Genomic DNA, 15,278 nt, shown 5'->3' with positions numbered 1-15,278 from the left:
TCTCAAGAACAGGCAAGATGCCTGTTCCACAAAGAGTGAATTTTATTGTGGAACAGGCATCTTGCCTGTTCATAAAAGCCTTGTTGAGAATGGTGTAACATCTCTGTTTAACCAGATTCGATCGAATTGGGAGTTTCGAGAATGCGAATCTTTCGGTAGACTCTCTATGCGAGCGAAAATTTTAAATCTAAAATCGCAGGAAGTTTGCGTGAAGGAATTTATTAAAAGTTTGTCAGAGTTTAGGAAGCGTCCGTTAGCGTTAGCGAAGCGATCCGAAGGAAAGCCCGCCCCTACGGGGGCTACGCCAACGAAGAGGATCGCACCTTTGCTGCTATCGCTTTTATGGCTGTGCGCGATCGCCTGGGTAGGTTTCTTGTGGAATCTCGGCAACATCGGTTTAGTTGACGAAACCGAACCGTTGTTTGCCGAAGCCGCCCGTCAAATGACGGTGACAGGAGATTGGATCACTCCTTATTTCAACGGCGAAACCAGGTTTGACAAGCCGCCGTTGATTTACTGGCTGATGGCGGTGGCTTACCGCACTCTGGGCGTTAACGAATGGGCCGTGCGTCTTCCCTCGGCCTTGTGCGCGATCGGTCTGACTTGCATGGGATTTTATACCCTATCGAAATCGAAGGAAGAAGGAAGAAGGAAGGAGGAAGAAGGGCACGACACGGATACGGACACGGATACACGGATGAATGTAACTGTCTTTCCTCCCTCACTCTCCCACTCTCCCACTCTCCCACTCTCCCCCTCTCCTAGTATTCCTATTTTTCTTTCTACTCCTTGGATTGGTGCTGCCCTAATAGCTTTAAATCCCCAAACTATTGCCTGGGGACGGACTGGCGTTTCCGATATGCTATTAGTTAGTTGTATGTGTTCGGCACTATTCGCATTTTTTATCGGTTACACTCTAGAAGAACAGAGAGAACAAGCCGAATTTTCCACTGTTTCCGCTTCCCGATTTCCCAATAAATGGTATCTGACTTTTTACGTACTAATTGCCTTAGCAATTCTGGCTAAGGGGCCTGTGGGAATTGTCGTGCCAGCGCTGATTGTTGGCTGCTTCGGGCTTTATTTGGGAAATTTTCGGCAACTTTGGCGCGAAATGCGTCCGGTGTCGGGAATCTTGATTATTCTGGCGATCGCCCTGCCTTGGTACATTTTCGTTATTTTAGACAACGGTCAAACTTATATTGACAGCTTTTTTGGCTATCACAATTTCCAGCGTTTTACTGGAGTAGTCAATAAGCACTCGGCACCTTGGTATTTTTACTTTTTTGTAGTGCTAGTTGGTTTCGCACCTTGGTCGATTTATTTGCCGGTGGCGATCGCCCGCACCCGTTTTTGGCAGCGCAGTTACTGGCGTCGTCAACCGCGATCGGCTCAGTTGAGTTTATTTGCCCTATTTTGGTTCGGCTGCATCTTTGGCTTTTTTACGATCGCCGTGACCAAATTGCCTAGTTATGTATTGCCTTTAATCCCCGCCGCTGCGATTTTGGTAACGCTGCTGTGGAGCGATATTATTGCAGGCAACAAAGCAGAAAACAGGCTGGCAAAGTTAGAAAAAAAACCTAATTCTTTACCGCGAGGGCTGTTAGTTACATACATTTTCAATGTCGTATTTTTACTGATTATAGCCGGAGCAACTTTCTACTGCTACAACTGGCTCGGAGACGACCCGGCTATGCCCAATTTTCCGCAAGCAATTCAGCAGTCGGGATTGCTGATTGTAGGCGGTACGATTTGGATAACTGCGGCGGTGGCGATCGCACTTTTACTTTGGCAGCGGCAACAGCGCTGGATTTTGGTTGCTAACTTCATCGGGTTAGTAGCATTTATCATCTTTGGTCTTACTCCGGCCTACAATTTGGTTGATATCAACCGTCAGTTACCTCTGAGACAGTTAGCACAGGTTGCGGTTCAACAAAAACTGCCGGGGGAAGAGTTTATTATGGTGGGTTTCTGGAAACCAAGTCTGGTTTTTTATACCCAAGGGCCGGTGACTTACTACGGACGTGTCAGAGGGGCGATCGACTACATTAAGGAATCTAAAAACCCAATTTCTCCCTCTGTTTTGGTACTGGGATATCCCGACAAATTTGAGGAATTAGGATTGCAGCCAAATCAATATCAATTGTTGGACAGTCGGGGCGCTTACCAACTCGCCAGGGTTCCGAGAACAGCGTTTCAATAGTGTATTGTACTGCGGTGTGAGCCGACCTATAGGGTGTGAAAGTAGGGGCAATCCCCCCGTGGTTGCCCCGGAATTTGGATAGGGTGCATCTAGAACTGTAAAAGCTATAATCTAGTCACTACTTAAAACCCGAAGATCGGAGCCTACAATGGTTTCAATTCTCAACAAACCCTCCTCATTAATCCATGAGATTTGCATTGAAAAAGTCGATCGGTGGAAGTTGTTCAAATTTAGTGAATCGCTCCAACAGCGCAGGTCACAATTGTTAGAGAAGAAAAAGGCAGATCAACTAATGGCAGAAGAGGTAGCGGAACTCGATACCATTGGGGAATTAGATCGCATCTTTACCCATATCAATGCAATGATGGTGGCTCAAGATGTCGATCAGCGAGCCGACGAGACAGGCGGTTCAAGAAAGAGCGAGCTATTTATGTGAATACCGTCATATAGTTGAGCTGTATTTGTTGCTAGGAATCCCGAAAAACAGCTAGATATGGAGCATAAGAAAATGCTCGATTACGTTTTTGTCCAGTGATTTCTTCCAGAAGACCTATATCACTAAGAGCCTTAATTAAGGCGTTGGCGTTGGGATATGACAAACTCGTAATTTCTTCAGCGTGTTCTACATTAAAGATTGGTCTGAAATAAAGGCTCTCAAGCAATGCGATTGCATTCCCTGATTTACGCCCCATTGTGTTGAGGACTAATTGGCGATGTTCTTCTTTTAAGTTGACTATTTTACGGGCAGTAGCCGCAGCTTCCTGAGCCACTTCGTAAACCCCACGCAGAAAAAATTTCAGCCACCCTTCCCAGTTGCCACTGTCCCTAACAGCCTGAAGACGATCGTAGTATTCAGAGCGATATTTCTTGAAATAGTGAGAGATATAAAGTAGTGGGCGTTGCAGTATATTTTGTTCGCACAACAGAAACGTGATTAATAATCGCCCTGTTCTTCCATTACCATCTAGAAAAGGGTGAATTGTTTCAAACTGAGCATGAGCTAATCCAACTTTTATCAAGGTAGGTATAGGTTGTGGACTATGCAAAAATTTCTCCAAATTATCTAGTGATTGGAGCATTTCATAGGGTGGAGGAGGGACATAAGTGGCCTCCTTTAAGGAACATCCTCCTGCACCAATCCAATTCTGAGTGCTGCGAAACTCTCCTGGATCGCGCTCAGCACCTCTTACGCCTTGCATTAACTCTTTGTGAATTTCTCGAATTAATCGCAAAGATACAGGGAAACTCTTGAGCCGCTCAAGACCATAATTAATAGCAGCGATATAGTTTACAACCTCAGCCACCTCTTGAGGATTGTTCGGTTCTAAAGCCTGAGATTCAAATTCTAGGACATCTATCAAAGATGCTTGTGTGCCTTCAATTTGGCTCGAAAGAACTGCTTCTTTCCGAACATACATAAACACAAATAGATCTGGATTGGGTAGAGCATCCGTTGCTCCGTCTAGCCGCCCCAGCGCACGATCTGCCTGAGACAGCAGATCCCACATTTCCTGATCCATAATAATCTCAGGTTTGGGTGGCAGCGGATTAGGTATAAAGGCTTTGTAGCCTGCAATCTGTTCGACATATTGACCTGCTCTAGTCCCTATGAACATTGTTATCGGTTCCGTTAATACTGAATACTCTTCAACTCTATATTATCAAAACTAACTTCTTTTCGTTAATAAGCATATTGTTGTCACCCCCCCAGGAAAACTATGCGCTACATCTAGGGGCTTAGAATGCAACCTAACACTACGGAGGTTGGCTCAATACAATGATGGAATCCAGGCGATCGCCCACCATACGTGCCATAATCAGCCATATTCTCTGGTACGCGATCGCCTAAACCTCGGACTACCATTAAGTTGCTAAAACCGTCCCAAGCGTTAAGGCGTTCGTACTTCTTTATTCATACAGTTATCGCTTTTGCCGTCTAAGTTTTCAAAAGTTGATGGCTACTCTAAAACCTAATGATAAAGCCCTGTAATCAGGGTATTGGTAGGTTCGATAACTACATCTCGGCCAGCCTTGTTGCCACATCATTTGTCCGCCTCGAAAAACTTTGCATCTCCCTGTTGCTGGACCAGCAGGATTTTTTGTAACATTTGGGTCGGTTTGATAATATTCACCATCTTCATGATCGTATAGCTCTTCGTCATACCAATCCAAACACCACTCAGATACGTTTTGCCACATATCCAAACAAGCATAAGGACTTTGCCGATCTTGACGAGTTCCTACAGGCAGTGTAGTTTCAGGGGGTGGAGGAAGGATTTCGTACTCTTCAGGCTCCTCGCTTCCCCAAGGGTATAACTGTCCCTCTGTCCCTCGGCAGGCTTTTTCCCACTGTGCCTCAGTTGGCAAAGCATAGTTTTCTCCCAAAGAATCTTGCAACCACCGTGCAAACGCGCAGCAGTCATGCCAAGATACGCAAGTAATTGGATGCTGCTTGCTAGGCGATCTCTGGGCAACTTCATTGTGGAAACACCAGTCATAGCTCGTTTTGTTTAGAAACTCCTGCCATAAATTTACGGTTATTGGTGTTTTCTGAATGGCAAAAGTTGACAACCAAATTTTTCTTAATGGTGCTTCCCTAGTCTCGGCTTCATTATCTTCTAAACAAGCTCCCATTAGAAATTCTCCTTCGGGGACAGTTACCATATCTAGCAAAGATTCCTGCATATAAATTGACTCTCCTTTTTGCTCAATTTTTTGTAGCTATTCAAGATCAAAAATCTAATTGCTGCATCCGCACTGGAATTCCATTGCCCACCGTTACTAAGTTACCTCCTTGACGCAGAAGTCCGTCTCCACCAATACTCCAATCTCCCATATCACCGCCTATACCTCTATATGTAACCTTAGCAAAAACTATCGAGCAATTGGTCAGTTGGATGGAGACACTGTAATCTGGTTTTGGGTTGGTTCACACGCAGAGTACGACAAGTTTCTGGGGCAGTTGTAGCAGTGTCTACAGCCAGCCCATATCAATTAGAAAAGTGTATTTAGACAGGTGGAAGATTATGATCCCAATCAAAGAAGCTCAACAGCAGTTGCAGCAGTTGATCGATTCGGTGAGTGAGTCGCATCAACCTATTGTGATCGCAGGACAGACTAGCAATGCAGTGTTATTATCTGAATCTGACTGGGCATCTGTGCAGGAGACACTGTATCTTCTCTCAGTGCCAGGGATGCGGGAATCGATTCGGGAAGGAATGGCAACGCCGATCGCACTTCTCGATCGCCCTTTAGACTGGTAACTTAGCCCACTATACGTGCCATAATCAGCCATATTATCTGGTACGCGATCGCCTGAACCTATGGATGCGCTAATCGGCAAAACTTTACAGGGTGGAAAGTACACCCTCGAACAAGAATTGGGCCGCGGCGGCTTTGGAATAACTTTCAGGGCAAATCACCGCTATTTAGGACAGCCTGTAGTCATTAAAACCCTCAACGAATCTCTGCGGCAGCAACCCAATTTTGCTGAGTTCGATCGCAAGTTTCAAGACGAAGCGAGGCGGTTGGCTTCCTGCGTTCATCCGAATATTGTCCGCGTCAGCGATTTCTTTGTGGAAGACGGGCAGCCTTACATGGTGATGGACTACATAGCCGGTCAGAATTTGGGCGATGTAGTCGGTTCAAATAATCCGCTGCCAGAAAATCTTGCAATTCTCTACATCACTCAAATTGGGGCTGCTTTGAAGGCAGTTCATCAAAAGGGTTTGCTGCACCGAGATGTCAAGCCGCAAAACATTCTTTTGCGCCAAGGTACTCAGGAAGTCGTGCTGATTGATTTTGGCATAGCCCGCGAGTTTACTCCCGGTGCAACCCAAAGTCACACTAATATGGTGTCCGACGGCTACGCGCCCCCAGAACAGTATTTCGCTCAAGGAAAATATACGCCCGCAACCGATGTTTACGGTATGGCGGCGACGCTTTACACTTTACTAACAGCACAGGTGCCGGTGGCTGCAATTTTGCGTACCAGTCAGCCGATGCCTTCACCCCGCGACTTGCAGCCTCAGCTAAGTGCGGCTGTCAGTTCGGCGGTGATGCGGGGGATGACGGTAGAGGCTCAAAATCGCCCTGCTAGCGTCGATGAGTGGCTGTCGCTGCTGCATGGGCAGGGGGGTGCAGCGTCGCCGAGCACCGGGCCGACAGTGGCGGTGATTCCGGGACACGGGCCTCAGTCGCCGGCGGGTTCCAGAACAGCGCCTGCTGTGGTGTCTTCTGGGGAAGGCAACCGCAAGGTTTGGTGGATTTTGGGGTTCGTGGCGATCGCACTTATTGTGGCAGGTTTGGTCGGTATTGCTAGGGTTTTCCTCAACCGGCCGTCTTCGGAACCCGCACCGGTGGCCCAGGACGATCGCACTTCGGCCCCAGCAGATCCAGACGCGCGCTCAAGCCCCACACCAATCCCCGCGCCCACACCAACGCCAGCACCGACTCCCAGAGAAACTCCGCCACCTGCTGCTGAAACTCCGCCGCCTGCTGCTGAAACTCCAGCGCCTGCTGCTGAAACTCCAGCGCCTGCTGCTGAAACTCCAACACCTGCCCCAGCACCAACACCAGCGCCTTCTCCCGAGGCTGTCGAACCCACACCAACAGAAAAACTTGTTGACAAAGAGTTGCCGCCAGATCGATCGCCCGCACCCAGCCCCGAACAACCGGGAACCAGTTATCAGAAGACTCCCACAATCCCTGGATTTGCCGTTGGTACGCCGGAAAGTCAGATTTTATCCCAATTGGGAGAACCGACTGACTCTCAAGCGCGGGGCTATTGGCCAAATACTCGCACCGCACTTTACGAAATATTGCCAAATCGGATTACTCTCGGCTACATTTACGATCGCGATTCGGGCCAGCTAGTACAAACAGAGGGTTCTTTTGCTCAGTCTGTGGACGATTTGGTGGTGCGAACCGCCTTAAACGGGATGGTGGGCGGCGCCAGCAGGGAGATTTTGCAAGGCTTGGGCGACGTGCAGCAGCGCCGGAGTAATCGGTTTACGTTTAGGAAGGGTTCGCTGGAAGGGACGATCGAACGCAATGAGCGCGATCGGATTTACATCGGCGTCTGGGAGGAGAACTTGCATAATTAGCAATTACGCACGGGTGGTCAGAAACCGGGTTTTTTTGCAAGATACTTCGTTACAGCCCGCATTAACCGCAAAAAACCCGGTTTCTTTAATCCCCAATCGAAAATCTAAAATCCCAAATCTAAAATCGACTTGACCACTGTCAATAAACCTTTCAATGGCGGGTTCTGCGGCTCACCCCCAAAAAAACTGGAACTCTTGTGGAACAGGCATCTTGCCTGTTCAAGAAAATGGTGGAAGATGTAAATATTCCAGACTCAGCTTTGTGCCAAAATCTAAAATCTAAAATCTAAAATCTAAAATCTAAAATCTAAAATCGCTTGACGCAACACGAAATATTGTCTATGATTAAAGAACACACGAGGGGCTGTAATGGTTTCGACAGGGTGGCGAAAGCTGCTCCGTGATGCAGGTCGAGAGGGAGTCTACTCTCGTTAATATCGGCTCAAAAAAAATAGTAAATGCGAACAACATCGTTCCTTTCGCTCGCAAAGCCGTAGCTGTAGCCTAAAAACTTCTTGAGCTTGGTTTAGAGTGTATGCCACCTAACTCCGTTAACGGTAGCATAACAACCCCCAACGGATGCCCTAGCTAAACGTTTCTAGTCGGCTAGCTAGGAAAGCAATCACTAGAAAATCCTCCCATTTAGGATAAAGATGGTTCCCGCCCCGAGGATTAGAGGGGATAAACCTGTGAACGATCGGAAGGTAAATACCCGCTTTGGACGGCAGTTCGATTCTGCCCAGTTCCATAAAAAAAGTAGCGTAAAATCAATGGTTTAAACCAGTTGAAAGTTACTTTAAAGCATTATAAAGGGCTCAGATTTAACTCTGAGCCCTTTTGTTTGGCTCAGATAGCTCAACTCATTCGTGTATCCGTGTCAAAATCCCTGCAGTGCTCTACCTTTTCCCCGCCAGGGGACTGAAATATTTGCTGGTCGTTTTTCAATTTGCGTCCTCACCGCCTTGCAACCGTCAACAGCCAACCATAAATTACCAACCCCATTAGCTACGCTGCGGGCTCATATAATTATAACTTCACCCTGTGTGTGCGTTGTTGGAGCCAGTCCGGCGATATACTAAAAAGCGGTAAAGCATTAAAAATCTTTACAAACACCCGACTCTCCAAGCCTACTCCTACTAAGGATGGGTATAAAAATATATGCGAGCGCTCAAAAGCTGGAAATAATGAACCCAGGAATTGACTTACAAGGAAGTTTTGTAGAAGCCCTGATGAATTTGGGCTTACCGGCGGACATCGCCCAAGTGCTTTGGCTACCGCTGCCAATGTTGCTGATGATTGTCGCTGCCGTCTTCGGGGTACTGACTAGCGTCTGGCTGGAACGGAAAATTTCCGCCGCCGCTCAACAGCGGGTAGGCCCGGAATTCATCGGCCCTCTGGGAGTGCTAGCACCCGTTGCTGATGGTCTGAAGTTGGTATTCAAAGAAGACATCGTACCCGCAAAAGCTGACGCGCTGCTATTTACCCTAGGCCCGGTAATTGTGGTGATTCCAGTTTTTCTGTCTTACTTAATCGTGCCCTTCGGAGAGCATATGCTGATCGCCGATATGGGGACAGCAATATTTCTGTGGATTGCTCTGTCTAGCATTCAGCCGATCGGCTTGCTGATGTCCGGCTATGCTTCTAACAACAAATACGCCCTCCTCGGAGGACTCAGAGCCGCCGCTCAATCCCTCAGCTACGAAATTCCCCTAGCTTTGGCAGTATTGGCAGTTGTAATGATGTCCAACAGCCTCAGTACGATCGACATCGTACAGCAGCAAGCCGGCTACGGCATTGTCGGCTGGAATATCTGGCGGCAGCCCGCAGGTTTCCTGATTTTCTGGATCGCAGCACTAGCAGAATGCGAACGGTTGCCCTTTGACCTCCCGGAAGCAGAAGAAGAATTGGTAGCAGGATATCAGACTGAGTACACAGGCATGAAATTTGCTTTGTACTATATCGCTTCCTACGTTAACCTCGTCCTTTCTTGCCTGCTAGTAGCAGTTTTGTACCTCGGCGGCTGGGAATGCCCGATTCCTGTCGGAGTGCTGACAAATGCCCTGGGATTGAGCGAGACGACTCCTTGGTTGCAGGTAATTACCGGCTTGCTTGGCATTACAATGACGATGCTGAAAGCCTACTTTTTCCTGTTTCTGGCAGTTCTGCTCCGCTGGACTCTGCCGCGAGTTCGGATCGACCAATTGCTAGATTTGGGATGGAAGTTTTTGCTGCCCGTTGCTTTAGTTAATTTGCTATTGACCGCAGCTTTGAAGCTTGCCTTTCCTTTTGCTTTTGGCGGTTAATTCGTAATAGGTAAATGGCAACAGCTAAAAAAAATAGCTGTTAAGCAATTACCTATTATCAATTAGCAATTACCAAAAACTCAAGTACAGAGAGAGAACACCATGCTAAAATTCCTCAATCAAGTAGGCGAATACGCCAAAGAGACTCTTCAAGCTGCTAAGTATATCGGTCAAGGGCTATCTGTTACCTTTGACCACATGAGACGCCGACCGATTACGGTGCAGTATCCTTACGAAAAATTAATTCCTTCCGAACGTTTTCGGGGCAGAATTCACTTTGAATTTGACAAGTGCATCTCCTGCGAAGTCTGTGTTCGGGTGTGTCCGATCAATTTGCCTGTGGTGGATTGGGAATTTAACAAAGAAACTAAGAAGAAACAACTCAAGCACTACAGTATCGATTTCGGTGTTTGTATCTTCTGTGGCAACTGCGTAGAATATTGTCCGACTAATTGTTTGTCGATGACAGAAGAGTATGAGTTAGCCACCTACGAACGTCATGAATTGAATTTTGACAACGTGGCCCTCGGACGTTTGCCCTACAAGGTTACAGACGATCCGATGGTGACACCGCTGCGCGAATTCGCTTATTTGCCGAAAGGTGCGATCGACCCCCATGAAGTTTCCTACACCGATCGCCGCGCCGGTCTGCGTCCAGAGGAAATTATCGAAAAGTAGGTAATGGGGCATGGGGCATGGGGCATGGGGCATGGGGCATGGGGCATGGGGCATGGGGCATGGGGCATGGGGCATGGGGCATAGTTAGTAGTTAGTAGTTAGTGGTTAGTGGTTAGTGGTTACTTGTTAGTAGTTTTTCAAATAACCAACAACCAACAACCAATAACCAACAACCAATAACCAATAACCAATAACCAATAACCAATAACCAATAACCAATAACCAATAACCAATAACAAATGCCCAATGCCCAATACCCAATGCCCAATTACCAATTAGCAACTAACAAAGGATAAAAAATTGTGAATCTAGCTGAAGGGGTTCAAATTGTTTCGTTTGGCATACTGTCCGTAATGATGATTGCAGGAGCACTAGGAGTAGTGCTGTTCTCCAACATCGTTTACTCAGCCTTTTTGCTGTGCGGCGTATTTACCAGCATTGCCGGCTTGTACCTGTTGCTGAATGCCGACTTTGTAGCAGCAGCGCAGGTGTTGATTTATGTTGGCGCTGTTAACGTCTTGATTTTGTTTGCGATTATGTTGGTGAACAAGCGCGAAGATTTCCGCATAATTCCCAACGCTTGGGTGCGTCAAGTAGCAACAGCAGTAGTTTGCGTAGGCTTGTTTGCACTATTGGGTACGATGGTGGTGTCTACTCCTTGGGCTATTGTGGCGACGACAGGAGCACCAGCCGAAAGTTCGATCGTTACAATCGCCAAACATTTCTTCACCGACTTTTTGCTGCCTTTCGAGTTAGCATCAGTGTTTTTGTTGATGGCAATGGTAGGAGCAATTGTCCTAGCACGCCGCGATTTTTTCCCGGATGAACTGTCAAAGAAGCTATCGGAAACACCCGCTTTGAGTTTGCCGGAAAGACCTCGCGAATTAGTTTCTGCCGGAGATGTGTCTTCGCCAGAATCTAAGTAAAAGTAGTGAGTCTAAATGATTCGTACAATTAAGGTAGGGGCTATTGCCCCGTGGTTGCCCAGATCGGAGGTAGGTACGGAGCACTAACCCTACTGTATGAATGATTTAGACACGCTACAGTAGGGTGTTCACAGCACCTATCTCTCTGTCTTGTAGTAATGTTGATTGAGAAAGACTCAAAAAATTTATGCAACTGCAACTCCAGTATTTCCTGTTATTAGGCGCCGCACTTTTCTGTATTGGTATTTACGGTTTGATTACCAGCAGAAATGCAGTGCGCGTGTTGATGTCGATCGAGTTGATGCTGAATGCTGTCAATCTCAATTTGATGGGTTTCTCCAATTATCTCGACCCCGTACAAATTAAAGGTCAAGTATTTACGGTGTTTGTAGTTACCGTAGCCGCTGCTGAGGCTGCCGTAGGTTTGGCAATTGTTTTGGCGATTTATCGCAACCGCAATACCGTAGACATGGAAGAATTTAACTTGCTGAAGTGGTAATTAATCAATAGTCATCAGTCATCAGTCATCAGTCATTAGCGACAAACTAAGGCAGATTAAAGACTGATGACTAAGGACTAAGGACTAAGGACTAAGAACTAATGACTAATGACTTCTAGTAATTTCTAGAGTAATTCTGCCACCGAAATCAGGGATGGGGGCAGCAGGTTTCGAGAGTTGTAGTTTAACTTTCTCGACTAACGGTAGTTGTAAAAGCGCTTGAGCAATAGTATCTGCTAGGCGTTCGATTAATAAAAACTTCGAGTCTTTGACTAGGTTTTGAATCAGAGTAATTGCGCTGCGGTAATCAAGAGTATGTTGAATATCATCACTTTTTCCAGCTTGCGATAAATCCAGCCAGAGAGTAACATCCACTTCAAACCACTGGCCCAAAACTTGCTCTTCCGGCAGATAGCCCGTATATCCGTAGCAGCGAATTCCTGTAAGTTGAATAGAATCCATTTTGCAATAAACTAAAAGTGCGTTGCCTATACCAACTTGTATTAAACCAGATAAAGTTATCTGTCTCTTCCCTCTCTTTCCTTGCCCCCTCTTCCTCTTCCCTCTGCGCCCTCTGCGCCCTCTGCGGTTCAATCACTCTTTATTCTATCTTAAATTTCACAACTCTCCTCCTTTCTCCAACTTGTCCAATAAATCCTCAGCAACTTCATACCATTTCCGCCTAATTTCAGCATCTTCTGGCTTTTCTGTCAAGCTGCGCCCTTGTAATTCTGGATATTTATTGTAATATAATTCATCAACTTTTTGATAGAATATATCTTGCTCAATGTTGAGATTTTTGCGTCGTTTCCCAATCTTTTCTTGACGAATTATCTCTGCTTCCTCTAAGGATGTATCGGGAGGCGGTTGGCGCGAAGAAAATTTAGGTAAATCCGGCAACTTTGGCAACGTGAAACCCGATTTGACTACACTAAAAGCTAAAAGTCCTGGCACCAAAACGACAGTTAAACTCCCTAGGGTTTTCCAAGGAATTAACTTGAATGTGCTGTTGTTATTAACAATTTGAGGAGTTTGGTGAACAGGAGTATGATTGCTGGTAGCAGTTTGAGTGCTATTTTTGAACGGGCGGCCAACAAAGTTCATTGTCACCATTTGGGAAATTATACTGCCAATGTGAGATAGTTTTGGATCTTTGAGTGCTTCGCGGACTGCTTTTGCAGATTGGTAGCGATCGCCCGGTTGTTCTGCTAACATCCGATCCAATACCGTGGCTAAATTTGAGCTGACACTGACGTGCGATCGCCAATTCCAAGTTTTGCCGTTAATATCGTACAATTTTTGAGGCTTTTTCCCACTTAGCAAGACTAAAGCCGTGACGGCTAAAGCGTACAAATCGCTAGCGGCAGAAACTTTACCCAGCCGCATTTGTTCGGCTGGCGAATAACCCTGTTTGCCGATCGCCGTATCCGATTGTCCGTTAAACTGAAGTACGGCATTAGCTGCAATTTGTTTGACGGAACCGAAATCAATTAAAAATGGTAGTTTGTCAGCATCATGCTGAATAATATTATCCGGGGAAATATCGCGGTGAATTAAATTTTTAGAGTGGATGTATTCTAAAACGGGTAAAAGCTGAAATAGCAGTTGAGTAACTTCGGCTTCGCTAAAATTTTTACCTTCTTGCTGACGCGATATCAATATTTCTTCGTAGGTTTGACCTTTGATATAATCTTGGACTAAAAATAAAGATGGATTCCCGCCCAAATCCGTTCGCAGGAGCTCTCGAAAACGGGGGATTTGCGGGTGTTGGAGGTGGTAAAGCATACTCGCTTCGCGATCGAACAATTCGGCAGCTTTCGGGCTGTGAACCACCGGAGAAAACTCTTTGAGCACGCAATGTTCGTTGTAGCGGTTGATATCTTCGGCGAGGTAAGTGCGCCCGAAGCCACCTCGGCCCAATTCGCGGAGGATGCGGTAGCGTTTTTCGAGAGTCGAACCAGGGGTGAGGAGGGAGGAGTTAGACATAAACCACGGCAAATTGTTCGAGTTGGGGAGTCGCCGAGCACAGTATAGCTCATTGTAGCTAAGTTTGTTTGAATGCGAGGGAAGGAAGGGCGATCGCTTTTTTTTGGGATGGATGAAGGAGAATGGACACTTTACTTAAGATTCAATATCTACAGGATATCGTAGGGGCGGGTTTTACCAACCATCAATGTTAGAAACCAAAAATATAATAAACCCGCCCCCACCCAACGACACATCCAAATCTACATTTTTGGCATTCGATCGAACATCAGGTTAATCTGGATTATCTGCTGTGTGGGGCGGGTTTATATAAATTGTTCGTGAACATCAAATATTGTTGGTAAAACCCGCCCCTACAGGCTTTTTTATTGTCGGGTTTGATCGGCTATGGAGGATTTACAAATCTCGATGTGTAAATTCCTTAGCATCTTTCCCTACATAACTCGCGGCAACATGACCATCTCCAACAACTCGATACTTATAGGTAATCAAGCCCTCTAAACCAACAGGCCCGCGAGGCGGCATTTGCTGCGTGCTAATCCCCACTTCTGCACCGAAACCGTAGCGGAAACCGTCGGCAAATCGAGTCGAACAATTGTGATAAACTCCGGCCGCATCGACTCCATTTAAAAATGTTTCGGCTGCTTCGCTGTCTTCGGTAACAATGACATCTGTATGTCTGGAACCATATGTATTGATATGGTTAATTGCCTCTTCCACAGAATCTACTATTTTGATTGACAAAATTAAATCGCTGTATTCTGTAGACCAATCCGCTTCATTTGCTTCGGCAATATTTTCGAGGATGGCGCGAGTTTTTTCGTCTCCCCGCAATTCGACTTTTTTATGCTGCAAAGCTGCGGCGACAGCGGGCAGGAATTTGGGGGCGATCGCACTATGAACTAACAAAGTTTCAATGGCATTGCAGGCGGCTGGATACTGAGTTTTTGCATCGACCGAAATCTCTACTGCTTTCTGAATATCCGCCGCTTTGTCTGCGTACAAATGACAAATGCCGTCGGCGTGTCCCAACACGGGAATTCTGGTATTTTCCTGCACGAACCGCACGAAGGAATTAGAACCTCTGGGAATAATCAAATCTACATATTCATCCATTTTCAGCAGTTCGATTGTTTCTTCCCGCGTGGTTAGCAACTGCACGACTTCTGGATTAACCGCTGTTTCTGCTAATGCTTGATGGATCACTTTGGTCAAGATTTCGCAGGAACCAACAGCTTCTTTGCCGCCTTTAAGAATGACGCCATTTCCCGATTTGATTGCCAAGGATACTATCTGAATTAAAGCTTCTGGGCGCGCTTCAAAAATAATGCCTAAAACGCCCAAAGGACAGGTGACGCGCTTCAGAATTAATCCTGTATCCAATTCACGGTGAATTTGCACGACACCGATCGGCTCAGGGAGTTTCGCAACGTCGCGCACGCCTGCGATCGCACTTTTCAACTTGCTGTCATCCAACTTTAGGCGATCGTACAGCGGTTTCGCAATTCCATCCGCGCTTGCCGCCTTGCAGTCAGCCGAATTCGCTGCCAAAATATCCGGCGCAGCAGCTTCTAAAGCTTT

Annotated in this window: 14 protein-coding genes and 1 other RNA gene; 10 read left to right on the top strand and 5 right to left on the bottom strand. The window is 46.5% G+C overall.

All coding sequences use genetic code 11. From position 1 onward, the window contains the following. The first annotated feature begins 208 nt into the window (after nucleotides 1-208). Together QUB12_RS34255 and QUB12_RS34250 are read left to right on the top strand one after the other, a co-directional pair. The gene (locus tag QUB12_RS34255) at nucleotides 209-2,200 is read left to right on the top strand and encodes an ArnT family glycosyltransferase (RefSeq protein WP_445300694.1); all 1,992 of its coding nucleotides are present in this window, start codon (nucleotides 209-211) and stop codon (nucleotides 2,198-2,200) included. Between the two features lie 148 nt (nucleotides 2,201-2,348). Then, entirely contained in the window at nucleotides 2,349-2,636 is a 288-nt protein-coding gene (locus tag QUB12_RS34250; RefSeq protein ID WP_333310627.1) for a hypothetical protein, read from the top strand. 31 nt (nucleotides 2,637-2,667) lie between these two features. On the opposite strand, the gene QUB12_RS34245 is transcribed toward QUB12_RS34250, so the two are convergent. Both QUB12_RS34245 and QUB12_RS34240 read right to left on the bottom strand, forming a co-directional pair. Next, nucleotides 2,668-3,816 (bottom strand): Fic family protein, encoded by a 1,149-nt coding sequence (locus QUB12_RS34245; protein ID WP_333310625.1) that lies wholly within the window; start codon nucleotides 3,814-3,816, stop codon nucleotides 2,668-2,670. 328 nt (nucleotides 3,817-4,144) lie between these two features. Then, nucleotides 4,145-4,885, bottom strand: coding sequence for a formylglycine-generating enzyme family protein (locus tag QUB12_RS34240; RefSeq protein ID WP_333310623.1), 741 nt, complete (start codon nucleotides 4,883-4,885; stop codon nucleotides 4,145-4,147). A gap of 109 nt (nucleotides 4,886-4,994) precedes the next feature. Between QUB12_RS34240 and QUB12_RS37720 the strand changes: the two genes are divergently transcribed. From QUB12_RS37720 to nuoK, 8 genes are all read left to right on the top strand, one after another. Then, on the top strand, nucleotides 4,995-5,168 hold the full coding sequence (locus QUB12_RS37720) for a ParE family toxin-like protein (RefSeq protein ID WP_445300693.1): 174 nt from the start codon (nucleotides 4,995-4,997) through the stop codon (nucleotides 5,166-5,168). 58 nt (nucleotides 5,169-5,226) lie between these two features. Continuing rightward, the gene (locus QUB12_RS34235) at nucleotides 5,227-5,463 is read left to right on the top strand and encodes a type II toxin-antitoxin system Phd/YefM family antitoxin (RefSeq protein ID WP_333310622.1); all 237 of its coding nucleotides are present in this window, start codon (nucleotides 5,227-5,229) and stop codon (nucleotides 5,461-5,463) included. A gap of 60 nt (nucleotides 5,464-5,523) precedes the next feature. Further along, nucleotides 5,524-7,305: a serine/threonine-protein kinase gene (locus tag QUB12_RS34230; RefSeq protein WP_333310619.1), complete on the top strand. Its 1,782-nt coding sequence runs from the start codon at nucleotides 5,524-5,526 to the stop codon at nucleotides 7,303-7,305. A 360-nt stretch (nucleotides 7,306-7,665) separates the two neighbouring features. Next, nucleotides 7,666-8,056, top strand: a transfer-messenger RNA (tmRNA) gene (gene ssrA, locus QUB12_RS34225). A 433-nt stretch (nucleotides 8,057-8,489) separates the two neighbouring features. Then, the gene (gene nuoH / locus QUB12_RS34220) at nucleotides 8,490-9,608 is read left to right on the top strand and encodes an NADH-quinone oxidoreductase subunit NuoH (protein ID WP_333143678.1); all 1,119 of its coding nucleotides are present in this window, start codon (nucleotides 8,490-8,492) and stop codon (nucleotides 9,606-9,608) included. A 102-nt stretch (nucleotides 9,609-9,710) separates the two neighbouring features. Further along, nucleotides 9,711-10,286 carry an NAD(P)H-quinone oxidoreductase subunit I gene (gene ndhI, locus QUB12_RS34215; RefSeq protein WP_333123438.1) on the top strand — a complete coding sequence of 192 codons (576 nt, stop codon included), beginning with the start codon at nucleotides 9,711-9,713 and terminating at the stop codon, nucleotides 10,284-10,286. Between the two features lie 302 nt (nucleotides 10,287-10,588). After that, nucleotides 10,589-11,212, top strand: coding sequence for an NADH-quinone oxidoreductase subunit J (locus QUB12_RS34210; protein ID WP_333143679.1), 624 nt, complete (start codon nucleotides 10,589-10,591; stop codon nucleotides 11,210-11,212). A gap of 193 nt (nucleotides 11,213-11,405) precedes the next feature. After that, nucleotides 11,406-11,711, top strand: a complete 306-nt coding sequence (gene nuoK / locus QUB12_RS34205; protein ID WP_333107704.1) for an NADH-quinone oxidoreductase subunit NuoK — start codon at nucleotides 11,406-11,408, stop codon at nucleotides 11,709-11,711. Nucleotides 11,712-11,816: 105 nt separating this feature from the next. Here nuoK and folB read toward each other — a convergent pair whose 3' ends face one another. The 3 genes from folB to QUB12_RS34190 form a co-directional block, all read right to left on the bottom strand. Then, nucleotides 11,817-12,173 (bottom strand): dihydroneopterin aldolase, encoded by a 357-nt coding sequence (folB, locus tag QUB12_RS34200; protein ID WP_333107691.1) that lies wholly within the window; start codon nucleotides 12,171-12,173, stop codon nucleotides 11,817-11,819. Between the two features lie 156 nt (nucleotides 12,174-12,329). Then, the gene (locus QUB12_RS34195) at nucleotides 12,330-13,697 is read right to left on the bottom strand and encodes a serine/threonine-protein kinase (RefSeq protein ID WP_333143680.1); all 1,368 of its coding nucleotides are present in this window, start codon (nucleotides 13,695-13,697) and stop codon (nucleotides 12,330-12,332) included. Between the two features lie 396 nt (nucleotides 13,698-14,093). Continuing rightward, nucleotides 14,094-15,278: glutamate-5-semialdehyde dehydrogenase (locus tag QUB12_RS34190; RefSeq protein ID WP_333310618.1), on the bottom strand; the 1,185-nt coding region annotated here is incomplete at its 5' end.

It is taken from the genome of Microcoleus sp. B7-D4 (assembly GCF_036705125.1).
In the GTDB taxonomy this organism is placed as follows: domain Bacteria; phylum Cyanobacteriota; class Cyanobacteriia; order Cyanobacteriales; family Microcoleaceae; genus Microcoleus.
The sequence above is the reverse complement of the archived record's forward strand: the minus strand, read 5'-3'. Positions and strand labels throughout refer to the sequence as shown.